Raw genomic sequence first — 22816 nt, forward strand, 5'->3', positions numbered from 1 at the left:
AATGGATGATATAAAAATCAAACTCAACACTATTGAAGAAGCTATCGAAGATATTCGTCAAGGAAAAGTCATAATAGTTGTTGATGATGAAGATAGAGAAAATGAAGGCGATTTTCTTGCTGCAGCCGAAAAAGTTACACCCGAGATGATAAACTTTATGGCAACTCATGGACGTGGATTGATTTGCGCACCACTAACCGAAAGACGTTGCAAAGAATTAGAACTTCATTCAATGGTAACAAACAATACCGACCATATGGAAACAGCATTTACAGTTTCCGTAGATCTAAAAGGAAATGGAGTTACAACTGGAATTTCGGCTTCAGACAGAGCTAAAACCATTTTAGCACTGGTAGATGAATCAACAAAACCTTTCGAGTTAGCACGTCCAGGACATATTTTTCCATTAACCGCAAAACAAGGTGGTGTTTTAAGAAGAACTGGTCACACCGAAGCAGCTATTGATTTTGCCCGTTTAGCAGGATTCAAATCCGCAGGAGTAATTGTTGAAATCATGAATGAAGATGGAACAATGGCGCGTTTACCTGAACTGTACGAAGTAGCCAAAAAGTTTGACCTGAAACTAGTTTCAATTGAAGATTTAGTGGCATACAGAATGCAACACGACAGTCTAATTGTAAAAAAAGAAGATTTCGAAATCCACACACGCTTTGGAACATTTAGATTGAGAGCTTACCAGCAAACAACAAACAAACAAGTACATATAGCGCTAACAAAAGGAAGTTGGAATAATGGCGAAGCAATCTTAACCAGAATAAATTCGACTCAGGTAAACAATGATTTACTGGGAACATTAACCACTGATGTAGATAAAAAATTAGACGATATGTTCTCTTTGATTTCCAACGAAGGCAAAGGAGCAATTATTTTTATCAATCAGGAAATACAATCATTCGAGCTTCTAAACCGCTTAACCGAACTAAAATCACTCCAGGAAAATGGTATCATGAAAGCACCTCAAATCAAAATGGACAATAAAGATTTTGGAATTGGAGCACAAATTCTACACGATTTAGACATCTCAAAAATTAGATTAGTATCAAATACCACCCAAACCAAACGTGTCGGAATGATTGGCTATGGTTTAGAAATAACAGAATATGTAAATTATTAATAAGGTAACTCAAAGAATTATAACACATTAAAAGATAATTTAAAATAAGTTACTTTTTTTACTAAAAATCTTTTTGCAAAACCAAAAAGGTTGTTATATTTGCAACCGCATTAGAAAACAATGCATGACTTATTGGAGAAATGGCAGAGTGGTCGATTGCGGCAGTCTTGAAAACTGTTGACTGTAACAGGTCCGGGGGTTCGAATCCCTCTTTCTCCGCCAGTAGAAATACAAACGGTACTAAAACCCGCTAAATTCAAAGATTTAGCGGGTTTTTTCTTTTAGGGCTGTACCAAATTATTCATTAAATCTCAAAGTTTAGGTGTCTTTCAAGGTGTCACTAATAAATTAAATTTTAAGTGACACCTCGCAACGAAAGCACCGCTACTACAAGGTGTTCAATAGCATATTCAAAAAATGTACATCTTGTGTGTAGTTGTTAAATCGAATAAATTTAATACTAACTTTAAGGTCACCAACAATGAACACATCAGTATCCATTCTCTTCTACATCAAGAGAGCAAAAGCCAACAATTTAGGAGTTTGTCCAATCTATACCAGAGTTACAGTTAATGCTAAACGATTTGAGCTTAGCACTAACAAATATATCAATCCTGATAAATGGTCCTCAGAAGGTAACAAAGTTAAGGGTACAACAGAAGAAGCTAGAACAATCAATAGTCATCTTGATTATCTAAAAAATCAAGTTTTAGAAGCAGAGAAGAAACTTTTCAAAAAAGATATTATAGTTACTTCTGAGAGTTTAAAGAATGAACTGTTTGGTTTATCAGAAACCAAACGCATGCTCGTTCCTATCTTCCAAGACCACAACAACAAAATAAAAGAATTGGTTGGAAAAGAATACGCTCCAGGAACATTAGAGCGTTATACTACTTCACTCAAACATACTATTGAGTTTATGCAATGGAAATACAACATTTCCGATATAGATATTACCAAAATTGACCATGCCTTTATAACCGATTACGAATTTTGGTTACGAAGCGTTAGAAACTGTGCTAATAATACAGCTGTCAAATACCTTAAAAACTTCAATAAAATAATCAAACTTTGTTTGGCCAATGACTGGTTAGAAAAAAATCCTTTTGCCAACTACAAATCAAAAGTCAAAGAAGTGGAACGAGTTTATCTTACTGAAGCTGAAATTCAAAGTATAATCGAAAAAGATTTCAAAACAGAAAGACTTTCATTAGTTCGCGATATCTTCCTTTTTAGCTGCTTTACAGGTTTGGCATACATTGATGTTAAAAACTTGACAAAATCCCATATAAGCATCGGTATTGATGGTGAGAAATGGATATTCACGCATAGACAAAAAACCGAAAGTGCTTCTAAAATCCCAATCCTTCCAGTTACACAAATGATAATCGATAAATACGAAAATCATCCGCAGTGTATCAATGAAGATAAACTCCTGCCTATCCTGTCCAATCAAAAAATGAATGCTTACCTAAAAGAAATAGCAGGAGTATGTGAAATTGAAAAAGAACTAACTTTTCACATTGCTCGACATACATTTGCAACAACGGTAACATTAACTAATGGTGTGCCTATCGAAAGCGTAAGCAAAATGCTTGGACACAAAAACCTCAGAACTACTCAACATTATGCAAAAGTTTTAGACAGAAAAGTGAGTGAGGATATGAAGATATTAAAAAATAAATTCATCATTAATTCTAGGGATCAAAAAACGCAAGTTTCATAATTTTGGAAACGTCGTTTTTATCTCAATCCAAAATTTTATACTTAGTTAGTAAGCATATCTACCTACTTAAATAATCTTGATAAATACTCTTCTATTTTTGCCATCAAACTTTATTCTATTTTCATTTTCTTTATATAAAAATGACAAAAAGTATGGAAAATTATTTTCTCTTTAATTGGTATAAAAAATTCCTTGTTCATCTAAAATCAGTTTTTTTCCTGTGGAAGTTTTTAACACGGAATAAGGAGCTACAACAACAGGTGCCCCTAAGTAATTAGACACACCTTTATTGAATACGCTTGTATTAAGAACAGTGGCAGGATATTTCCGAGTCTTGTGAAAACCAATAATTGACCAAGTTTTAATGAGAATATTTTTTTCGTCAATACGTTCAATTCGTAAAATGTATCGTCCACTCATCCAAAGCATACAAGCCATCATGCAATTTCCTGCTACAAGAAAAAAAATCATCCAACCAATACCCGATGCTTTGGAACTGTATTCTATAAAAAAATCGTCCAAATCCGAGAAAATCATATAAAATACAAAAACTGACAATGTCAATGTCAGCAAACTTACCAAATGTAAGGTAACAGCTCTTTTATTTTGGTATAGCATTTTTAATTTTTTCAGGTCTGTCAATCCATATTTTCAGTAATAAAAAAGGTAGTATAACCATTGCGGAAGCCCATATATTATTTTCAAGATTAAAATGTGGTACAACTGCCAGTTGCATCAACCCTCCCAGTATAATGGAAATGTGCAAAATAATGTGTCTTCGGCTGAATAACGGCATCTGTAAATTTGTATTATCGGATTTACTTCGAAAGTAAATGTATTCGGCAAAAAACAACAGCATATTGGCATTGAAGTACCAATTCCGAAACATCAGCACCAATATATTTTTGCCGAGTAAATCCCTGTTGCCCCAATTGAGCATAAAGCCAAACAGTAAGACGATAAACACTACATAAATGAACAAGATAAAAAAACTTCCAAAAGAAATTTTTATAAAATCAAATTTTTTCCGGATGGTATTCTTTTTCCATATCAGACATACAAAATCTACCAAAGTACGAATAAGCTCCTGAAACCAGAATAGATAAATAATGTAGAATACAGTAACCTGCCCTTGGACAATACCCAAAAGAGTAATGACAAGCATCGTCAGTATATCTATTTTGTAGAGTTGCTTCATTCTAAATTTTGTTCTTTCAATATATCCTTGTATGTTATTTGTTGTTCAGTATCCTCATTTTTTTGTTTTACCTGTTCACTATCATTGGTAATAGCATTGAGAACGAAAGCAGTAATCCTGCGATAAGGATTATCGGTATGGTACGGTTTCGTTTTCTGTCGTCTTTTTTAATACAAAGCCATATTACCAAACTTGCTATCCCGAAAGGGTAAGCGAAAATGAGGGCAAACCAATACACCCAAAATATACCGCCTACCATAAACCATAAGGCAAATAATACGGTAATGCTAAACAGTATGTCGTTTTTGGTGGGTTTCATTTACTTCACTTCCTTGCCCGTTTTGTCGATGAAGAACTCTTTACCGTCTTTTCTTACTTTGGCTTTCCCGTTCATAAATATGAATGCTTCCGAATACTGAAATGGTATCACTTCGTTACCTGCCGTATTGATGTAACCCCATTTTCCATTGAGCTTTACGGCTGCTAATCCTTCATAAAATCCATCGTTTATACTCTCATATTTCAGTGCAATGACCTCCTTACCTGTATTATCTATAAAGCCATACTTGCTTCCCAAAACCATATCAAATTCTTCATCATAGCTACCGCCAATACTTACCGCAGCCAAACCTTCTCTGAATTGATGGGAACTATTGTATTTGGGTGCTACGATTACTTTTCCGCTTTGGTCTTTAAAACCCCATTTTCCGAAACGATTGAAAGGCTTATCACTAAAAGCCTTTAATTCCTGTGCTACTATTGCTCCATCTTTTAGTTCCTTGCCTGTTTTATCAATGTAGAAAATTCTTTTATCCTTATACACTTTCGCTTTACCGTCAACGAAAACCCATCCGTCATACATTGCTGTGTCAAATACAAAAGGATATTCGTGTGGGATAACTAATTTCCCCGATTTGTCAATGAAGCCATAAAAGGAGTTCCAAGTTTTTCCGACAGGGCGTACTGCTGCCAATCCTTCCGAAAAACGGATGGCATCGCCATATATCAGTGGTACGACTTCTTTACCATTCTGGTCGATATATCCCCATTTCTTTGTATTGTTTTCTGTTATGCATACAGCCGCCATTCCTTCTGAAAAAGGACTTGCTTCATCGTATTTGGATTGTACAATAATTATATTTTTATCATCCTTAAAACCCCATTTTCCGTCGTGGTTTTTAAAAGGTTTTAGTTCTAATACTGGTAAGTTTTTTGTCTGTTCTGCATTATATACCCTTTTTACTTCAGTTACACCATTGTTGGTTTGGGTTTGCACCACAGCATTATTATTGGCATTGGTCGTGTTTGCAGTTAAAGTACCGGAGTTCCATTTCCCTTTTACACCATATCCTGGTTGGGGGATATTGGCGGGATAAGATGATGATGTGGTTGTATTGACATTTGATACGGTATGGCTTGCAACAGTCCTTATCATTGTTCGTTCCTGCTGCGACATATAACTTTTAGTGAAAAGCAGCGCATCGTCTTGTTTTTTTAGCTTCATTAAAAAGTTGTATGCTGCAAGAAAATCGTAGTCGATTAATTGCCTGAATATTGTGGCAGTTTCTGTTTTGGCAGTTTCAGAACCTGCTTCTATAATACGGCTGTCGTAAAAAATTGCCAATGCTTTTCCTCTCTCTTCCGATTTACTTCTGCTATCAGGCTGTTTTTCAATTTGACTGACCGTGGTATTATATTTTCGATGAGCTTCTTGTGCTTGTATTGTGAATGTCATAAATAGCAAAAAGCTTGTGGCAATAAGTGTTAATCTATTCATTCTGCTGTTTTATTAAGTTATATATTATCGTATGGTAATTTATTGAATTTAGTGTTCGTTGTCAATACGCAATTTGCCGTATTTTTTCAAAACAATTGGTTACTCTATAATAAAAACTTCCAAACCTTCCTTTATAAACTTAAATTTAATTACTGTAAAATAAAACTTTATAATCAAGATTAAAAACCTAAATTAACGTAATGATTAAGATAACAATTATTAGAATAAAAAAACACCGGCAAAAAACCGGTGTTTAAAAAAGCAATTGAAAAAACGAAAACGTTCTACTCATAAAAAGAAGAAAACATTTCAATTGCACTTTTTATTAAAAAATAAGAACTTAAAAAAACATTTTCATTTTTTGAAATGACTGTTTATCTTTAAAAAAAGATTCTTCTTAAGTTTTCTATATTGGGACAAAAAGGATTCAATTTGTATCTTAAAATTAACAAAATCATTAAAATAGAAAGTTTCACACTGAATATTATCACATTCATTTATACCTTCCAATTTTATAGAAAAATTGCTTAGTAGTGATAAAAAATTAGCATTTTCCAATCGCTTTTCAGTAAGCTTTAACAGTAGCTTTTCAGAACTTAATTCCTGATTAGTTCTGTTTTGAGGAACTTCAAGGAAATTTTTAAAAAAATGAATTTCTTCCTCAATTCCTTCCAATTCTTCTCGCCAAAGTTTAATATCACGATTAAGAAATTGGTGCTGTATTGTATCCTGATTGTAAAATTTATTCAATAGATTCATAAAATACCAATTATAAAGGTTGTTCTACTTTTGTAATTTTAATAGTGTTCAATCCTGATGGAAACTCCCATTTTACCTCATCACTTTCAGCATAGCCAAACAAAGCTAATCCCATAGGAGCCATGACCGATAATTTATTCTGAGATAAATCACTTTTTGTAGGGATAACCAATTGAAATTTTTTTTCTCCTCCAAAATCAGTTTTTATAGTTACCACTGAATTTAATCTAATTACATCCAATGGCATATTAGTCGAATCCAAAACCTTTGCTTTTTTAATTTCTTCCATCAATTTTTCAAACGATAGTCGATAGGTTTTATCTTTTTCATTATGAATAGTTGAAAAAAGATTTTTCAAAACGTCAAGTTCTTTTTTATCAACTACTACTTTTCCGTACTTCATACTTTTTAATTTTTATTTATGGGAAAATACCTCTTTGAATATAGGCTGTTTCTATTCTTTTGATTGCTAAAATATAAGCTGCTGTTCTGTAATCTATCTTATCTTCGTTAGCTAATTTTTCTACTTTCTTGAAAACTTCAGTCAATTTTTTTTCAATTTTTACCATTACTTCGTCCAAAGACCAAAGTTCACCATTCCTATTTTGAAGCCATTCAAAATAACTTCCAATTACCCCTCCTGAGTTGCAGAGTATATCAGGAATAATAGTAACATTATTAGCTAGTAAAATACGTTCTGCCTCATTATTTGTTGGTCCGTTAGCGCCTTCAGCAATTACTTTTGATTTAATTTTTCTCGCATTTTTTTCGGTAATTTGATTGCCCAATGCTGCTGGAATAATAAAATCACATTCCAATCCAAAAAAGTCTTCTGGCTCCATTTCACTGGCTCCTTCAAATCCTTTAACAGAACCTTTCCTTGGTTTACTGTGCTCATGTAAATCTGCTACAGAAATCCCTTTTTCATTAATTAGAGTAGCATGAGCATCTTGAACAGCAATTAATAATGCGCCATCGTCTGTCAAGAATTTTGAAGCCCAGTAACCCACATTCCCAAAGCCTTGTACAATAAACTTTTTACCTTTTAAACTCTCCTTTCTACTATCAAAAAGTAATCGCAAAGTTATATATACTCCAAATCCCGTTGCTCGGTCTCTTCCTTCTAGTCCACCTGATCCAACTGGCTTTCCGGTAACAACATGTTTATTGTTAGAACGCTCCGAAGATGATTTGGTTGACATGAAAGTGTCAGCAATCCAAGCCATGGTTTGTTCATTTGTATTAACATCGGGAGCAGGAATATCGTATTCCGGTCCAATATTTTCACCTAAAGCAAATGCAAAACGGCGAGTAATTCTTTCTAGCTCTGCCAATGAGTAATTCCTAGGCTCGATTTGAATGCCTCCTTTTGCTCCTCCATAGGGCAATCCTGCTAGAGAGGTTTTCCATGTCATCCACATTGCCAAAGCTTTGGCATCATTTACATCCACACTAGGATGATATCGCAATCCTCCTTTATAAGGTCCTAGAGCATTATTATGTTGTACCCTATATCCTGTAAATATTTCTATTGAACCATTGTCCATTTTTACCGGAAATCGAATTATAATTTCATTATTTGTAATAGATAAAATTTTTCGAATATTTGGATTTAAATCCATGATGTCGGATATGGTATTGAATTGCTCAATTACGTTATCCAACATTGTATTTTGTCTTTTCTCTTTTAAAACTTCCATTATCCATTATTTAAATTATACTCTTCACATTCAATTTTATTTTTTTCTATCCAAACACAATTACTGTTATTCAAACAATTGCTGCAAATACCAAATAAAACTATATGATTTTCAAAATGAGATAACATTGTTTGTTTGTTCTCAAAGACGGTTGCTGCAAATAAAATTTTCTCTTTCTTTTCAACGGATTTGTTTTTTAAAATCTCCATAATAATTATAAACTTTTTTAGCTAATGGTATACAAGGTATGTGCCAAAAGAAATTTAAGACAACTACTAGCTTGATAGATAGGTGATTATAAAAAAGGAAATAAAAACAAGTGTATTTTAGACTGTAGAATAAAGTCTCGATCGGTTCATTTCTCCCCGATTTTTTAGAGCTATTTATAGAAGTTTTTGTCGCAGAGTTTTTCTGTCTATTTGAAGAATTTCAGCTGCTTTTGTTTTATTATTATGTACAGCCGATAATACTTTAAGGATATAAGCTTTTTCAATTTCATGTAATGGCTTTAGATGAAAAGTTTCAGAAGGCTGTTTATACTTTAATTGATTGGGAATCAAATCAACATCAATTGTATTATCACATAAAACTATTAACCGCTGTATGATATTCTCTAATTCTCTAACATTTCCTGGCCAATCATGACGAGTTAGAATGGCTATCGCTTTGGGTGTGATTGTGATATTTGATTTCCCATATTCTTTTTCATATTTTTTTATAAAATTGTTGATTAAAGGTAATAAATCTGCTTTTCTATTTCTTAGAGGTATTGACTCAATACTTACAATGTTTAATCGATAATATAAATCTTCTCTAAAAGTTCCATTTTTCATCATTTCTTGTAAATTACTATTGGTAGCTGAAATAATTCTAACTTCTATTTTTTGTGGCTTTTGTGAACCAACCATAGTAATTTCTTTTTCTTGTAAAACTCTCAGTAGCCTGCTTTGAACAGCTAAAGAAGCATTACCAATTTCATCCAAAAAAATAGTGCCTCCTTCCGCCGCATGAAATAATCCTTTTTTAGTTTCGTTTGCTCCTGTAAAAGCTCCTTTCACATAACCAAACAATTCCGATTCCAGTAAGCTTTCCGGTATTCCACCACAATTGACTGTAATAAACGGTTGCGCCGCAAAACGTCCATTATAATGAATTGCTCTAGCAATAAGTTCTTTTCCCGTTCCGCTTTCTCCTTCAATTAAAACAGTTACACGATTATCTTTAACACGTTCAATAACATCAATTAACTTAAAATGCTCTTCTGAACTACCAACGATTCCTGAATAAAATGTTTCTTTCAGATTTTTTCTTTCAATGGCTTGATTAGGTTTTAGAACATCATTTTTCAAACAATTTTGAATTGCTTTTTTAAATTCTTCACCGGTAAAAGGTTTAATTAAATAATCCAAAGCTCCCGACTTCACTGCATTTATAGCTGTATCTACTGATGGAAAACCGGTTATAACCAATTTTGGAATAGACGGGAAATGTTCAGAAGTATATCTGATAAGCTCAATACCATTAATTTCCGGCATCTGTAAATCAGTAATTAAAAGATCAATTGAAGTAGTCTTTAAAACCTCAATAGCTTCGACAACCGAAGAAGCCTTATAAGTATGAAAATTAAATGACTTCAAGTGACGTTGAAGCAGTTCTAACATGTCATAATTATCATCTACAATTAGAATATTTTCCTTTTTAAGTTTCATAAAGGTTATTTTAAAGGTAATTTAATTCTGAAAATGGTACCATTAGGTCTGTTGTCCAAAGCTTGAATATCTCCTTGATGGCTTTTTATAATACCATGGACAACGCTTAATCCCAGTCCGGTTCCCTCTCCAATTGGTTTTGTAGTAAAAAATGGTTCAAATATTTTTTGTTTATTTTCATCATCAATACCTGTTCCGTTATCTTTAATTTCAATCACAAAATCATTCTCTGCTGAGAATACATCCACATAAATTTTGCTTTTGGGAGGTGAAACATAAATGGCATTCAAAAGGATATTAAATAAAACTTGAGTAAGTTGAATATTATCTATTTTAGCTCTAATTGTATCATCAGTAAAATTAACTTTACAGGTTATATCGCCTTTTTTAAAATTAGGACCAAGTAAAGTTAAAGCTTGCATAATGATTGGTTTTACCGCGAAAAAACTTTTGTTTTGAGGCATTTCGCAGGAAAAAAACATTAAATTTTTAACTATTTCACGCGAGTAAATGGCAGCATTAATAATTTTTGAAACATCTCGATCTATTTGAGAATTTGTATTTTGTTGTTTGATTAATTCTGCAAAACCTAAAATATTTCCCAATGGAGTGTTCAATTCATGTGCAATTCCGGCTGTTATTTCACCTAAAATTGATAATCTGTCGACTCGTTCAACACTTCGTTTAAGTTGATCTGCTTTAATTTGCTTTTCTTTTTTTTCCAAAAAAAATCCAACTTCAAAGCATACTTTTTTTAATAATTTTTTTTCATCCTCCAAAAAATCATTTTCAGTGAAATCCAAAGCAGGATAATGAATTTTTATTTCTCCAACAATGTTATTTTCAATTACTAAATCATCTTTTATAAAGATTGTATTCTCAATTTTTTCATCTGTAGAAAAATAAAAATCTTCAAAAGAAATTTCAACAATTGCGCTTTTAGAAAAGCGCCAAGCTTCTTTAAGCCTTGATGAAATTGCAATAAATGCCTCTTCATTAGTCAACTGTGATTGATTAAGAATATTAGTCACCTCATAAAGGCAACTGAGTTCTTTAATCCGTTCGGTTAATTTTTCTTCAGTAGAAAATTGTTTCATCACAGAATAATTTTACAGTATTAATAATCGGGTAAAATTTCCCCATTTCAAAGATATCTAATATATTTTGTAATTAGACTTATCTGGTAGAATTTTAGACTAAAAAGAACACTATAATTAGATATTAAAAAAGAAAAATAAAAAAAACTAAAATTTCCAAAATCTAAATAAGTAGTTTTCTCTTTCCTTTGTTTTGGACTTGCATATCATTTTAGAACTAAAGCAGATGTGAAGAAGCTAACTTTTCCTCTGCATTTATTTTTGTTCTTTTAATCTGTTTTACAATTTCAAACCAAATTACTGTTATAAAACCTGTAGAAATACTAATAAATAATTGTTTCAAATTCAACCTCTCAAATTCAAAAAAAGCTGTGAGTGGGTTTACATAAAGTATAAGTCCTACAATAGCTATGGTTATAGAAATAATAAATAAAACCATGTCATTCTTATACTTCAAAGTTTTTAAAATAGAATAATAAAATGAACGGTTTATCAAAGTAAGAAAAATGTTTGCGGATATCAAAACAGTAAAAGTCATTGTCCTTGTCAGTGCTTCGTTGTATCCATTAATAACGGAATATTGATAAACAGATAAAGCTCCAACTGTAATCATTAATCCTTGAAAAATACTTACAGATAGCTCTTTCCAGTTAAAAAAAGTAGTGGTCAATTTTTTAGGCTTCTTTAGCATAGTATTTTCTTCCATTGGTTCATTTTCATAAAGAATAGAACAGGTTGGCCCCATTATTATTTCTAAAAAAATAATATGGATCGGTGAAAATATGTTAGGATAAATCCATCCTAAAGCCAAAGGAATAAATACAGTTAGGATTATTGGGATATGTATAGATATGATGTATTGAATTGCTTTTTTTAGATTCGTAAATATTCTTCTGCCCATTGCTATTGCATCAACCATTTTTGATAAATCATCATCTAATAAAATCAATGAGGCTGCTTGTTTGGCTATTTCTGTACCCTTTTTACCCATAGCAATACCAATATGAGCAGCTTTTAAGGCTAGACCGTCATTCACTCCATCACCTGTCATTGCCACAACTTGATTGTTGGATTTTAAGGCATTAACAATTTTTAATTTGGCTTCCGGAAACATACGGGTAAAAATGGAAATGTTCGTTACACAAACTTGTAATGAGTCTTCATCTAATGCCATTAATTCATCACCAGTAATACTATTTTCATACTCCTTAAATCCAATTTGTTTTGCAATGGCTTGGGTCGTAGCTGCATTGTCGCCTGTTATAATCTTTACAGCAATACCAGCTGTATAAAAATCCTCTAATACTTTTTGAATTTTCTTTTTTGGTGGATCATAAAAGGCAACAATCCCTTTAAATTCAAATGGCAAATCTTGTTGTTGTATAGGAAAATCGTTCCCTGTAAAATTTGATGTACCTACAGCCAATACCCTGTAGCCATCAATTGCCAAAAGTTGAATAGCTTCATTTATTTGATTTTTTTCTATTTCTGTGAGGCTTGAAACATTAATCAATGCTTCAGGTGCACCTTTGGCTGCTATAATGCGATTTCCTATCTTGTCCTCAAACAGATGTGTCATCATAGGCGGTTTACCCTCTAAGGGATATTCATTTATGAGTTTATAAAATGGTCGTTCATCATTTTCTTGGGTCTCTTTATAAGCCTGATGTAGTGCAACTTCCATTGGATCAAAAGGGATAGGCTCACTTGCCCACATTCCCAATGCTATAAGTTGCTTTTCATCATTTGTTAAATGTTCTTTGGGGTGTGATATTTTATTTGATGATAGTAAAAATAGTTTTGCTAAACTCATTTTGTTTTCTGTAATTGTTCCTGTTTTATCAATACAAATAACAGTGGCACTGCCTAGAGTTTCGACGGTCTTCATTTGCTTAACCACAATACCTATTTTCATTAAACGCCATGCGCCTAAAGCCATAAAAGTTGTAAAAGCAACTGGGATTTCTTCGGGTAAAATACTCATAGCTAAAGTAAGTGACTGTAACAAACTATTCAAAACATTTTGAGAATTCCAATAATTGATTGCCCAAACAATTATAAAAATAGCAACACCAGTAATAGCCATCCTCTTTACAAAATTTGTAATTTGTATTTCGAGTGGTGTTTTTTCTTCATTTATATTTTCTAGACTTGTTCCTATTTTACCTAATTTGGTTTCTTTGCCAATAGCGGTTATTATTGCAATGGCTAAACCACTGGAGACAGTTGTGCCGTTGAAGATAAATTTATCTTCTTTTGTTTGATCCTTAAAAACCGGAAGTGATTCGCCAGTAAGTATAGATTCGTTTACTGAAAAATCGTTGGAATGTATAATAGTTCCGTCTGCCGAGATAGATGTCCCTTCCTCTACCATCATACTGTCACCAACTACCAAATCCTCACTTTTTATTTCTTCAATAATACCATTGCGAATAACTTTACAATTTGGTTCTGAAAGATCTTTCAGTTTTTCCAAAGCATTATTACTTCTGGAATTCTGATATAAAGAAATAGAAGTAATGAACAGTATAGCTCCAACTAAAAAAAAACCATCTCCTGATTCACCACTAATGAAATAGATAGTAGCAGCCACCAATAAAATAATCGTCATTGGTTCTTTAAAAATATGTTTTAGTGCTTCTAAAAAGCTATTTTCTTTTTTGTAGTCTAATTTATTTTGCCCAAATTTTTCCCTTGCAAGTATAACCTGCTCGTTTGTCAAACCCAATATATTGAATTGATTTGTTGGCATTATCAAAGAAGTATTTAAGTTATGTGACTATCTATGGCTATTTATTTTTATTACACTACTTTAATGCTAATCTACAAGTAAGTAATAAGTTTATCCCAATGTACAAAATAAGTAGATACTAAAGTTATAGATTCTCATAATAGTAAAAAAATATTCTCAACTCAAAATAACAATTTTGTAACCAATAAATCTATCTTCTAATAAACTTTTGTATTCTGTAAAATTGTACGATATAAAGGTATTTATCACCCACAAAACCTATTGCACAAACATTAAATCCTCAAAAATAGAATAGTAATTATAAAGGACAAGTAAAGTAAACTCTAATAATCTGGAATTGATAAGTAATTATTCCTATTGAAAGTGTAAGCAAAATGCTCGGACATAAAAACTTAAAAACAACCCAACATTACGCTAAAATTTTGGATAGAAAAGTAAGCGAAGACATGCAGGTTTTGAGAGATAAATTCAAAGTTCCAGTAGCTAAATGGGTTAATAATAGATAATACTTTTCAATTTGTACCTCAGTATGCGGTGATTACAACTATCAATCACCGCAAAAATGCGGTCATAATTTAAAATAAGCCTTCAATATCATGAATAAGCTTTAGTAATAAAAAAAAGTGATTAAAGAAACATATCACATATCGCGATATGCGATATGAACGAAACAAATAGTTATTCCTATTCAGTATTTACATTTTAAAACAAAAGAACATTTGACACATTTCATTTGCCATTTACTACACAAACTGTAGTAAATGGCAAATGAAATATTGTAAGATAGTGTCATCTCAATGTAAAAACAAAGCTAATTTGTGAATAATTAGCTTTCAACTTCATTTTAAAACTCATTCATCACTATTTCTCCCACTCTTCCAACTTTCTTTTCGCCACATACATTTATTAATTGAGAACAATACCTAATGCTAGCAACCAAAAATAACACATCACGCCTTCACCAACTGTTTCAATCGACCTTGATAAGACTGCAAATAATTCCGCTTAGTAGTATCGTTCAAAAAAGAAGCAACTACCATTTTTTCAACCAAATCAGATTTAGAGAGCATCAATTCCATAATAGTTTGAAAATTCTTCTCACTAATTCCGGCAAGTTCTGCCAGTTTAGCAAATTGCAAACCTATTTTACCTTGAGCCAAATTTTTAGGCAATAAACCATCGTCCAAAGCAAAATCTTTATCCTCTATGTGAATGCGACTATTGAGCAAGTCATAAGCCGGACTTAAACGATAGTCACCCATCGACGTTTCAATAACAGAAAAATTTTTAAGATGAGCATCTCCATTAGAAAAAAGATAATTAAACACCAATAATTTCAATAGCTTGGGAGCTTCTATTTTATAAGTGGGTAAATGCCTTTGCATCAACTCAAACAGTTCTAAATAATTACCTAAATATTTGTAATCAGTACCATGTGTTTGCGGTGTTCGCTGTGCCAAAGAAGCAAAATCTTCTTGAGCCAATTTTGAACCATCGCTTTGCACATCAAATCGTTTAGTGATGTAGGCTGGAGTACCATCTTGGAAAAAGATCATGGCGTTTTCCGCTGTTTCTATACCATACACTTGACGGGCTACTTGCATGGTTACATGTTCATTGGCAGGCATTTGATCGGGTTTCTTTCCGGCACCGGGAATAGGCTTTAAAATATAGGTACCTTGCTCGCTTTCAGTAGCAAGGCGTAGTTTATTTTTTTCAAGAAGCACAGAAAATTTTTCTTGAACACCGGATATCGAAAGTTGTCTTCGGTTTTCCTCAAACAAAGCTGCTGTTTCGGCATTAGAAGCAGGAGAAGCATAAGGCAAAATAGGATGCACTTTTTTACCTTGAAACACTCTGTTTAAAGCCGTTTTGCTATAGGTGTCAAATCCACTAGCTAGTGTTCCTGGGCAATGGGTAAAGGTCAATAAATCCATATCTTTTGCTTTCATATATAGCGATTATACATTATACTTCCTGTGCTATTTCAATAACGCGTACAGCACCAATACTGTCATTCTTGGCAGTAGTAAGCAACAAACCAAAATAGTCGTTACGATCAATTCTATTTAATTTGCAAACAACCTCCTTGTTAGAACCTTCGGGTAATAAATTATAAAAAAAAGGAAAAAGATATTGTGATTGATACTCCTGCTTTACTTTAGGTAAGCCCAAACTTATTGCGGGCTTATTCTCGTTGGCAAACCAAGCATCATGATAACGAAAGCTAAACGAGGCATCGTCATACTGGATTAAAATTCCAGCCTCTTCATTTTTAAACAAAATTTTGGCACTTCTCATGTACCAATCGTTTTAACTTTTAAACAAATTTCCATACCTAATACGTCGGCTATTTTCTGCAACGTTACTAAGGTTGGGTTTCCTTTGCCGCTTTCAAGCTGTTTTAAAGTACGCAAGCCAACGCCAGAGAGTTCTGCTAAGGTTTCTTGCGTTACTTGTAAAACTTCCCTACGTTCTTTGATGGTTTTTATGATTTCTATAGAGTGCATTATATTGCATAATTTAATACAAATATAAAACCATTTTTCTATTTTACAACAAAAAGAGCATTAAAAAGCACTATTTTGCATTTAAAAAACCACAAGTAGAAGATTGATACTTAAAAGTGCCGTAAAAAGCACTTTACAAAAACAAGATTAATAGTTTATGAAGGTTCTATTTTTATAAAAAAATGTCCTCACTCCTTTATTTCTGCCTGTCCTATAGCAAACATTAAGTCATATCTATTTGTTAATACGAACCTTAACCATGAATATACTATGAATAAATTACTGGAGGAATATCTATTATTATTCCCTGATTTGAACAGTAAAGACAGCTTTGATTACACCCGTTTTAAAGAAAACATACATCCCTTGATTACCATTGCTCATAATAATGGGTTTGGGTATTTATGATAATCTTTAATGGAAAAATATTTTTGACTGTAGAATATTTAAAACATCAATTTATTTAATAATATCTTATTCTCAAATATAGTTGTTTACTTCTTTCATAAATCCTTCTTCTTATGCTCGATTATTATTCCATTTTCCGACAGAGAAAATGTTCGCTCTTCAAAAATAGATTTCATAAGTAGCCATACTTTGTCAATAATAGTATATTTTAAATTACGATTGTCATCACTTTCAGTTAGTTGACCAGTAAATATTATTTCATCTAAATCTACTTTTTCTCCAGTTTGTCGATTCAATAACTTACCACCCAAAATTTTATACTTTCCTGTTAATGGCTTAGTTTTATAGTTTTTACGATTAATTTCCTTTCGAAAATCATTCACGTAATCGTAAAAAGAAACTCGATTTCCATTCTTGAGCATTACTATATAAGCGAAATAATCGAATTCGTCTTTAATTTCAATTTTCCTATTGTCACCTATGTCAATACTTGTTATTTCTGGTCGAGTGCTATTTATCTTGATGTTCAAATCAAGAGTTGCAATATCAATTTGATGACTATTACCTTTCAAGTCTTTCTCTTCATATTCCCGGAGGTTAACTATACCTATATTTTTATGCTTTGCATATTGAATACCATCACGCGTAAAACCGCTTTTCGAAATAATAATTCCTTTACTAATTCCAGTATCTTCTAGTATTGCAAACAGCTTCATAACAACATCCTTGTTGACTTTTTCCTTTCGAAATTTACATTCTATGGCAGTTTCATAGGTATTGTTGCCTTCAGTGTGCGAAGTATGTACATCGATTTGGTGACAAAGTCCCGATTTACCCACTACCTTACAATTATTACCATACCCTTTTATAGTAACTCCAGATTGTTTTCCTAAAGTTTCATAGATATATTTTGTGATTGATTCATAGGTTTTCCAATCTAAGGTATTCGCTCTAGGCATACTGTTTGTTTATAATGAGTATTGAATGCTTCCATCTAGCTTTCTCAAAGATAAATAACATTTTGATTAGTATAAAGCAAACGACAGTAAACTAGTTAATCTTTGTCCGTTGTTCGTTTTTTAATCTCTTTTTGTTTTTCTTTTAGATGATAATGATATGCAGCTTTAGTATGTTCAGGTAATTTATAGTTGGATTCAGCTAGTTTAAATATATCATCTATAGGAATGATTAGCATTGCTCCATTAGCAGGTTTACCATGGAGAAAAAAGAAGTCATTTAGTTCAATAAAAAGGCTAATAGAAGCAAAAAAGCATAAGAATTCACAACAGCAAGCTTCAGCATACAAGGCAATAATGCATTTGGTTGAAAAGAAGTTCAGAATGATTTATGCCGATAGTTTATTGATAAAAGCAAAAGAGTCAAAAAACGACATCACTCTTGGAAGTGCATACCTAACAGTTGGTGCGGCTTTTTACGACAATAAAGAGTACACCAAAGCATTGGATAATTATATCATAGCGAACAGTTACATTTCTAAAACGGAGGACCAATACTTAATTCATAAAGTAAAATACACCATAGCGCAAACAAAATATTACCTCGGATATTTTGATGAAGCAATTGCTATATTTACCGATTGTATTAACTTTTTCAAAGAAGAAAACGAAACAGGGTATCTAAAATCATTACATGGTATCGGGTTATGTTATAATCAAGTAGGACGATACGATTTGAGTTCGTTCAACAATTTACTTGGCATAAGAGCATCCAAAGAATTGGAGAACGAAGAAATGATACCTTATTTTATCAACTCCGAAGGAATAAACCAATATAAATTAAAAAAGTATCAAAAAGCGATTAAACTGCTGGAGGAAACAGTACCCGAAATCGAAAAAAGAAACGATTATGTAAGCCAAACAATTACGTGGTTTTATTTGGGCAAGTGTTTTTGGGAACAAAATGAAAAAGACAAAGCAGTATCCTATTTCTTAAAAACCGACCAATTAATTACAGATAAAAATTTTATCCGACCTGATTTACGAGAAAACTACGAACTACTAATAGAGTATTACAGTAGTAATAACGATTTAGTAAAACAATTAAAATACATCAATAAACTTTTAGCAGCTGATAAAATCCTAAATAATAACTACAAATACCTATCGTATAAAATTCACAAAGAATTTGATACTAAAAGTTTGATTCAAGCAAAACAAGATATTGAAAACAAGATGGTTTTCAACAAGAGAATCTATACTATTACGATTGTCTTTTTCTCAACTTCAATCGTTGGAGTAACAATTTGGCATTTTAGAACAAAGAGACGCTACAAACAAAGATTTAATGAAATGATGAAAAACAAACCAGCCGAAGTTTTTCAAGAGCCAGTCCATGCAAATAAATCCAAAACCAACATAAATCCAGAACTAGTAAAAGAAATACTGCAGAACCTTAAAAAGTTCGAAGACAAGAAAAAGTATTTGGAAAAAGACATAAGTTTAGTGAAAATGGCTTCAATGCTAAACACCAATACAAAATACGTATCAGTAATAATTTCAGAATACCGCGGTAAAAAATTAACCAATTACATCAATGATTTAAAAATAGATCATATAGTCGAACTATTAAAAAACCATAACAAGTACAGAAATTACACAAACAAAGCCTTGGCAGAAGAGGTTGGTTTGGCTCAACCCAAATTTTTACCAAAGCATTCATCAGCCGGAATAAATTCTCCCCTACCTATTTCATCAACGAACTAAAAAAACAATTTTCAAATGAAGAAGTTTAAAAGTAACTCTTAAAATTTATTTAGGAATTAATTTGTGAAAATTCGTGAAATTTGTGGCTTAAAAAACTACACTTTACATTTATTAAATTTCCACTTCGGATATACTTCTGAAATAAAAACAACCAAACCATACAATTTTGCACCATAATTTAATAAAACATACGTTATGGCAGTCGAAGTTATTACCCGAGAAGACTTAAACGAATTCAGAACACTTCTTTTAAACGACTTAAAAGAAATCATGCATTCCAAAACCCAACAAGCCAAAAAGTGGCTCAAATCTAATGAAGTCCGAAAACTACTAAACATCTCGCTAGGAACACTCCAAAACCTCCGCATCAACGGAACACTAACCTACACTAAAATCGGAGGTATCATGTATTACGACAACGCAGATATCGATAAGTTATTAAATGGAAATAAGGTAAATGCTTTGCCTACTCTTTTCAAGTAATGTCATTGCAATAGCTTGTACTTAGCGCAGTCGAAGTGTCGAGGTATCTCATAATCTTTATCAAAGTCTTAATACTTAATACTCCAATCTTAATACTTCCACATGAACTACATCAAAAAACTTAGCGAACCTTGCGAAAACTTTGTGCCCTTAGCGGTTAAACTTTTCACTAATTACTAATCACTCCTCACTAATCACTAGCGAAATGAACTACATAAAACACCTAACTGGCTTTTTCGACCGAGTAGCAAAAGACAAACTACTCAACCCAACCCATGTAAGTTTGTACATAGCATTATTCCAATTTTGGAATTGCAACCGGTTTAAAAACCCAATCAGTATCTCTCGCGATGAGGTGATGCGAATAAGCAAAATCAGTTCCAAAGCAACCTACCACAAGTGCTTGAAGAATTTGCATGCACAAGGCTATATTAAATATGAACCATCCTATAACCCATTCAAAGGAAGCCATGTTTTTTTATTCAATTTTTCCGATGATTTGAAGCCGTTACCAAAAAGTACCAGTTCAAATTCTAAACCAGTAATTGAACAAGTAGTGAACAAGTCTTGTACAAGTGATGAAACAAGTAGTGAACAGGTTAGTGAACAAGTCCTAGTACCTTATATAAACAATATAAACATATCAAACGATTCAAACAATGAAAAGATTGCAAACTTGAACGATCAAGCAAAAAATTTTGAAGATAAAAATAATTCTTCAGATAAAATTGTCATCCCGAGCGTGTCACATCGAGCGCAGTCGAGATGCGAGGGAACTCAAAAAGAAAAAAAGTTGCGTAAAAAAAAGAAAAGTTTCATTGAACCAGACTTTCAGGAAATAAAATCCTATTTCCAAGAAAACAACTTCCCGGAACTTGAAGCCCAAAAATTCTTCAATTATTTCTCCAGCATCGGTTGGCTAGTTGGCGGTAAAACACCTATGATCGACTGGCAAGCCGCAGCACAAAACTGGATACTAAACAGCGTCAATTTCAATCACAACAACGACACAACACCGACAAATCGACCAAAATACCTCAACACCACAACCGATAAAAACTATGCCGAACCGCTTTAGTCATTGAAAGGCACAAAGCAATCTCATTCCGTCACTTCGAGTAATTTTTAAGTTTTTCACTTAAAAATTGTATCGAGAAGCTTTAAAATAATATGGAAAACGAAATAAAATCCCATTACAGCTATTCAGAAGTCATAGTATGGCTAGAAAAAAAAGGCGTCGAACTATACGGCAATCATTTCAAAATTATAGAAACGGATTACCCAATCGTGTACAAACTCATTGCCTATTTCCTAAGAGACGAGCCAACATGTTTTCAATATAGAATAAATCTCGAAAAGGGAATACTATTATCCGGTCCAATCGGTTGCGGGAAAACATCGCTCATGAACCTAATGAAATACCTAACAGCAACCGAACATAAATTCTACGTAAAACCCTGTCGAGACATCAGCTTTGAATTTATTCAGGACGGCTACCAAATCATCCACAAATACAGCATCGGCAAACTCTACCAATCCGAACCAAGAACCTATTGTTTTGACGATTTGGGAACAGAAAACAACCTAAAATATTTTGGAAACGAGTGTAATGTAATGGCAGAAATTCTATTAAGCAGATACGATCTATTCATCTCTAAAAAACTAAAAACACACATCACCACAAACCTATCAGCCACAGAAATAGAAACCCATTACGGCAACCGAGTTCGTTCACGATTAAGAGAGATGGTAAACCTAATAGCATACGATAAATCAACACCAGACAAGAGATAAAAGTTGTCACACTGAGCGCAGTCGAAGTGCTTTGCGGACTTTGTGCCTTCTTTGTGCCCTTTGCGGTTTAAAAAAAGAACAACATGAAAACTATAACCACCTTCTGGAACTACTTCCAACAAAACAACTTCGTTTTCCTACTCCTAAACGAAATCCCAAAAGACGAACTAAAAAACCATTTCGACAAGCTAATCGAAATACTACATCAATACAATAATGATATAGACCTCATCATTAAAAATAAAACAAATGGTACAGAATTAATCATCACCGCAAACGGAAATCCCTATCTTTTCAAAGAAGTAGAATTACTAGTCCATCATGCACCAGTTATAGAACGCTGGAAAATAACCGCATTCCTTCAGCCAGAAACCAACCTAACCAAATACGAAAACGGCACCGACAAGCCACTAGACTATTACGGCATCACTTTACGAATAAGCGAAATGTATTTCATCCCATTAGAAAACCCGGATAAACCAACCGATTTAGGTATAAAAGTGTTACTCAAAAACCACATCGTCCACAAAGACAACCCTAGACTTCGCGAAGCAGTTTACGTTCATATTGAACATCTAATTGGTGAAAAATCCTTTGCAAATGATATAGCATTTATTGAGATTGCACAATTGGAAGGAGACAATCAAAACCAGATTGAATTATATAATCTAAAATCCTATATCGACATTGAAATGAAAAGTTAAGTTTTGGCAATAATTCTCATTTACTGCCAAAGCTTAACTGATAAAAAAGATGTTTCGTAGTAAAATAATCAGGTTTAACCTGACGAAATAACTATGAATGATAACATCCCATATCCCAATGTTCGATATTTGTCCCAATTATTGACAACATTTGGGACAAAATAGAGTAGTGAATACAAGAAAGTGGGTAGAAAAGATGGGTAGATAATCAACCTAAAATCGCTTTATATCATATTGCTAAACTACTGATTTATTGAATAATAAAAAATAATCGTTTTCAATTCAAGAGAAATTAACATCTAAAAGTGGGTAAAAAAAATTAAAAACTAAATACTTAAAAA

The 22816-nt window shown here is 32.7% G+C and carries 23 protein-coding genes and 1 tRNA gene; 10 read left to right on the forward strand and 14 right to left on the reverse strand.

All coding sequences use genetic code 11. From position 1 onward, the window contains the following. The first annotated feature begins 1 nt into the window (after nucleotide 1). From ribB to RN605_RS03970, 3 genes are all read left to right on the forward strand, one after another. Entirely contained in the window at nucleotides 2-1135 is a 1134-nt protein-coding gene (gene ribB / locus RN605_RS03960) for a 3,4-dihydroxy-2-butanone-4-phosphate synthase (protein ID WP_313322411.1), read from the forward strand. A gap of 134 nt (nucleotides 1136-1269) precedes the next feature. Beyond that, nucleotides 1270-1357, forward strand: a tRNA-Ser gene (locus tag RN605_RS03965). 259 nt (nucleotides 1358-1616) lie between these two features. After that, nucleotides 1617-2861, forward strand: a complete 1245-nt coding sequence (locus tag RN605_RS03970) for a site-specific integrase (RefSeq protein WP_313322412.1) — start codon at nucleotides 1617-1619, stop codon at nucleotides 2859-2861. Nucleotides 2862-3032: 171 nt separating this feature from the next. On the opposite strand, the gene RN605_RS03975 is transcribed toward RN605_RS03970, so the two are convergent. The 10 genes from RN605_RS03975 to RN605_RS04020 all read right to left on the reverse strand — a co-directional run bounded on the left by RN605_RS03975 (nucleotide 3033) and on the right by RN605_RS04020 (nucleotide 13853). After that, nucleotides 3033-3479 (reverse strand): hypothetical protein, encoded by a 447-nt coding sequence (locus RN605_RS03975; protein WP_313322413.1) that lies wholly within the window; start codon nucleotides 3477-3479, stop codon nucleotides 3033-3035. Then, nucleotides 3463-4059 carry a DUF6498-containing protein gene (locus RN605_RS03980; protein ID WP_313322414.1) on the reverse strand — a complete coding sequence of 199 codons (597 nt, stop codon included), beginning with the start codon at nucleotides 4057-4059 and terminating at the stop codon, nucleotides 3463-3465. Before RN605_RS03980 ends, RN605_RS03975 begins: the two co-directional genes overlap by 17 nt. A 319-nt stretch (nucleotides 4060-4378) precedes the next feature. Then, nucleotides 4379-5836: a WG repeat-containing protein gene (locus tag RN605_RS03985; RefSeq protein WP_313322415.1), complete on the reverse strand. Its 1458-nt coding sequence runs from the start codon at nucleotides 5834-5836 to the stop codon at nucleotides 4379-4381. A 354-nt stretch (nucleotides 5837-6190) separates the two neighbouring features. Continuing rightward, nucleotides 6191-6595 carry a hypothetical protein gene (locus RN605_RS03990; protein ID WP_313322416.1) on the reverse strand — a complete coding sequence of 135 codons (405 nt, stop codon included), beginning with the start codon at nucleotides 6593-6595 and terminating at the stop codon, nucleotides 6191-6193. Between the two features lie 10 nt (nucleotides 6596-6605). After that, nucleotides 6606-6998: a GreA/GreB family elongation factor gene (locus tag RN605_RS03995; protein ID WP_313322418.1), complete on the reverse strand. Its 393-nt coding sequence runs from the start codon at nucleotides 6996-6998 to the stop codon at nucleotides 6606-6608. A 16-nt stretch (nucleotides 6999-7014) separates the two neighbouring features. After that, the gene (locus tag RN605_RS04000) at nucleotides 7015-8295 is read right to left on the reverse strand and encodes a Glu/Leu/Phe/Val family dehydrogenase (protein ID WP_313322420.1); all 1281 of its coding nucleotides are present in this window, start codon (nucleotides 8293-8295) and stop codon (nucleotides 7015-7017) included. Then, a complete protein-coding gene (locus tag RN605_RS04005) occupies nucleotides 8295-8504 on the reverse strand; it encodes a hypothetical protein (protein WP_313322421.1) in 210 nt (69 codons plus the stop codon). The genes RN605_RS04000 and RN605_RS04005 overlap by 1 nt, the downstream gene beginning before the upstream one ends. Before the next feature lie 174 nt (nucleotides 8505-8678). Next, a complete protein-coding gene (locus tag RN605_RS04010) occupies nucleotides 8679-10004 on the reverse strand; it encodes a sigma-54-dependent transcriptional regulator (RefSeq protein ID WP_313322423.1) in 1326 nt (441 codons plus the stop codon). Nucleotides 10005-10009: 5 nt separating this feature from the next. Then, nucleotides 10010-11101: a sensor histidine kinase gene (locus RN605_RS04015; protein WP_313322425.1), complete on the reverse strand. Its 1092-nt coding sequence runs from the start codon at nucleotides 11099-11101 to the stop codon at nucleotides 10010-10012. A 217-nt stretch (nucleotides 11102-11318) separates the two neighbouring features. After that, complete coding sequence (locus RN605_RS04020) at nucleotides 11319-13853, reverse strand: cation-translocating P-type ATPase (RefSeq protein ID WP_313322426.1); 2535 nt, start codon at nucleotides 13851-13853, stop codon at nucleotides 11319-11321. 374 nt (nucleotides 13854-14227) lie between these two features. On the opposite strand from RN605_RS04020, the gene RN605_RS04025 reads away from it, so the two are divergent. Then, complete coding sequence (locus RN605_RS04025) at nucleotides 14228-14359, forward strand: hypothetical protein (protein ID WP_313322428.1); 132 nt, start codon at nucleotides 14228-14230, stop codon at nucleotides 14357-14359. A gap of 444 nt (nucleotides 14360-14803) precedes the next feature. Here the strand turns inward: RN605_RS04025 and RN605_RS04030 are convergent, their stop codons facing one another. Genes RN605_RS04030 through RN605_RS04040 form a run of 3 tightly spaced genes read right to left on the reverse strand, consistent with a single transcriptional unit; the run spans nucleotide 14804 to nucleotide 16363 of the window. Further along, complete coding sequence (locus RN605_RS04030) at nucleotides 14804-15805, reverse strand: type II toxin-antitoxin system HipA family toxin (protein ID WP_313322432.1); 1002 nt, start codon at nucleotides 15803-15805, stop codon at nucleotides 14804-14806. A 16-nt stretch (nucleotides 15806-15821) separates the two neighbouring features. Continuing rightward, complete coding sequence (locus RN605_RS04035) at nucleotides 15822-16154, reverse strand: HipA N-terminal domain-containing protein (RefSeq protein ID WP_313322434.1); 333 nt, start codon at nucleotides 16152-16154, stop codon at nucleotides 15822-15824. Next, nucleotides 16151-16363: a helix-turn-helix domain-containing protein gene (locus tag RN605_RS04040; RefSeq protein WP_313322436.1), complete on the reverse strand. Its 213-nt coding sequence runs from the start codon at nucleotides 16361-16363 to the stop codon at nucleotides 16151-16153. The genes RN605_RS04035 and RN605_RS04040 overlap by 4 nt, the downstream gene beginning before the upstream one ends. A 270-nt stretch (nucleotides 16364-16633) precedes the next feature. On the opposite strand from RN605_RS04040, the gene RN605_RS04045 reads away from it, so the two are divergent. Continuing rightward, nucleotides 16634-16771, forward strand: a complete 138-nt coding sequence (locus RN605_RS04045) for a hypothetical protein (RefSeq protein WP_313322437.1) — start codon at nucleotides 16634-16636, stop codon at nucleotides 16769-16771. Between the two features lie 95 nt (nucleotides 16772-16866). Here the strand turns inward: RN605_RS04045 and RN605_RS04050 are convergent, their stop codons facing one another. Next, nucleotides 16867-17730, reverse strand: coding sequence for a restriction endonuclease (locus RN605_RS04050; protein WP_313322438.1), 864 nt, complete (start codon nucleotides 17728-17730; stop codon nucleotides 16867-16869). A gap of 225 nt (nucleotides 17731-17955) precedes the next feature. Here RN605_RS04050 and RN605_RS04055 point away from each other — a divergent pair, with 225 nt between their 5' ends. The 5 genes from RN605_RS04055 to RN605_RS04075 all read left to right on the forward strand — a co-directional run bounded on the left by RN605_RS04055 (nucleotide 17956) and on the right by RN605_RS04075 (nucleotide 22475). Further along, nucleotides 17956-19494 (forward strand): AraC family transcriptional regulator, encoded by a 1539-nt coding sequence (locus tag RN605_RS04055; RefSeq protein ID WP_313322440.1) that lies wholly within the window; start codon nucleotides 17956-17958, stop codon nucleotides 19492-19494. A 195-nt stretch (nucleotides 19495-19689) separates the two neighbouring features. After that, nucleotides 19690-19977 (forward strand): helix-turn-helix domain-containing protein, encoded by a 288-nt coding sequence (locus tag RN605_RS04060; RefSeq protein ID WP_313322442.1) that lies wholly within the window; start codon nucleotides 19690-19692, stop codon nucleotides 19975-19977. Nucleotides 19978-20182: 205 nt separating this feature from the next. Then, nucleotides 20183-21055 (forward strand): transcriptional regulator, encoded by an 873-nt coding sequence (locus RN605_RS04065; protein WP_313322443.1) that lies wholly within the window; start codon nucleotides 20183-20185, stop codon nucleotides 21053-21055. Nucleotides 21056-21147: 92 nt separating this feature from the next. Beyond that, the gene (locus tag RN605_RS04070; protein WP_313322445.1) at nucleotides 21148-21771 is read left to right on the forward strand and encodes a P-loop NTPase family protein; all 624 of its coding nucleotides are present in this window, start codon (nucleotides 21148-21150) and stop codon (nucleotides 21769-21771) included. 83 nt (nucleotides 21772-21854) lie between these two features. Continuing rightward, nucleotides 21855-22475, forward strand: coding sequence for a hypothetical protein (locus RN605_RS04075; RefSeq protein ID WP_313322447.1), 621 nt, complete (start codon nucleotides 21855-21857; stop codon nucleotides 22473-22475). Nucleotides 22476-22816 lie beyond the last annotated feature (341 nt).

It is taken from the genome of Flavobacterium sp. PMTSA4, from assembly GCF_032098525.1.
GTDB classification, from domain to species: domain Bacteria; phylum Bacteroidota; class Bacteroidia; order Flavobacteriales; family Flavobacteriaceae; genus Flavobacterium; species Flavobacterium capsici.

Coding starts and splice junctions, on each gene's coding strand:
- RN605_RS03985 (WP_313322415.1), bottom strand. CDS start 5,836: ATGAATAGATTAACACTTATTGCCACAAGCTTTTTGCTATTTATGACA.
- RN605_RS04075 (WP_313322447.1), top strand. CDS start 21,855: ATGAAAACTATAACCACCTTCTGGAACTACTTCCAACAAAACAACTTC.
- RN605_RS04040 (WP_313322436.1), bottom strand. CDS start 16,363: ATGCACTCTATAGAAATCATAAAAACCATCAAAGAACGTAGGGAAGTT.
- RN605_RS03980 (WP_313322414.1), bottom strand. CDS start 4,059: ATGAAGCAACTCTACAAAATAGATATACTGACGATGCTTGTCATTACT.
- RN605_RS04035 (WP_313322434.1), bottom strand. CDS start 16,154: ATGAGAAGTGCCAAAATTTTGTTTAAAAATGAAGAGGCTGGAATTTTA.
- RN605_RS04050 (WP_313322438.1), bottom strand. CDS start 17,730: ATGCCTAGAGCGAATACCTTAGATTGGAAAACCTATGAATCAATCACA.
- RN605_RS04020 (WP_313322426.1), bottom strand. CDS start 13,853: ATGCCAACAAATCAATTCAATATATTGGGTTTGACAAACGAGCAGGTT.
- RN605_RS03970 (WP_313322412.1), top strand. CDS start 1,617: ATGAACACATCAGTATCCATTCTCTTCTACATCAAGAGAGCAAAAGCC.
- RN605_RS04065 (WP_313322443.1), top strand. CDS start 20,183: ATGAACTACATAAAACACCTAACTGGCTTTTTCGACCGAGTAGCAAAA.
- RN605_RS03990 (WP_313322416.1), bottom strand. CDS start 6,595: ATGAATCTATTGAATAAATTTTACAATCAGGATACAATACAGCACCAA.
- RN605_RS04000 (WP_313322420.1), bottom strand. CDS start 8,295: ATGGAAGTTTTAAAAGAGAAAAGACAAAATACAATGTTGGATAACGTA.
- RN605_RS03995 (WP_313322418.1), bottom strand. CDS start 6,998: ATGAAGTACGGAAAAGTAGTAGTTGATAAAAAAGAACTTGACGTTTTG.
- RN605_RS04005 (WP_313322421.1), bottom strand. CDS start 8,504: ATGGAGATTTTAAAAAACAAATCCGTTGAAAAGAAAGAGAAAATTTTA.
- ribB (WP_313322411.1), top strand. CDS start 2: ATGGATGATATAAAAATCAAACTCAACACTATTGAAGAAGCTATCGAA.
- RN605_RS04060 (WP_313322442.1), top strand. CDS start 19,690: ATGGCAGTCGAAGTTATTACCCGAGAAGACTTAAACGAATTCAGAACA.
- RN605_RS04025 (WP_313322428.1), top strand. CDS start 14,228: ATGCTCGGACATAAAAACTTAAAAACAACCCAACATTACGCTAAAATT.
- RN605_RS04030 (WP_313322432.1), bottom strand. CDS start 15,805: ATGAAAGCAAAAGATATGGATTTATTGACCTTTACCCATTGCCCAGGA.
- RN605_RS04045 (WP_313322437.1), top strand. CDS start 16,634: ATGAATAAATTACTGGAGGAATATCTATTATTATTCCCTGATTTGAAC.
- RN605_RS04015 (WP_313322425.1), bottom strand. CDS start 11,101: ATGAAACAATTTTCTACTGAAGAAAAATTAACCGAACGGATTAAAGAA.
- RN605_RS04055 (WP_313322440.1), top strand. CDS start 17,956: ATGATTAGCATTGCTCCATTAGCAGGTTTACCATGGAGAAAAAAGAAG.
- RN605_RS04010 (WP_313322423.1), bottom strand. CDS start 10,004: ATGAAACTTAAAAAGGAAAATATTCTAATTGTAGATGATAATTATGAC.
- RN605_RS03975 (WP_313322413.1), bottom strand. CDS start 3,479: ATGCTATACCAAAATAAAAGAGCTGTTACCTTACATTTGGTAAGTTTG.
- RN605_RS04070 (WP_313322445.1), top strand. CDS start 21,148: ATGGAAAACGAAATAAAATCCCATTACAGCTATTCAGAAGTCATAGTA.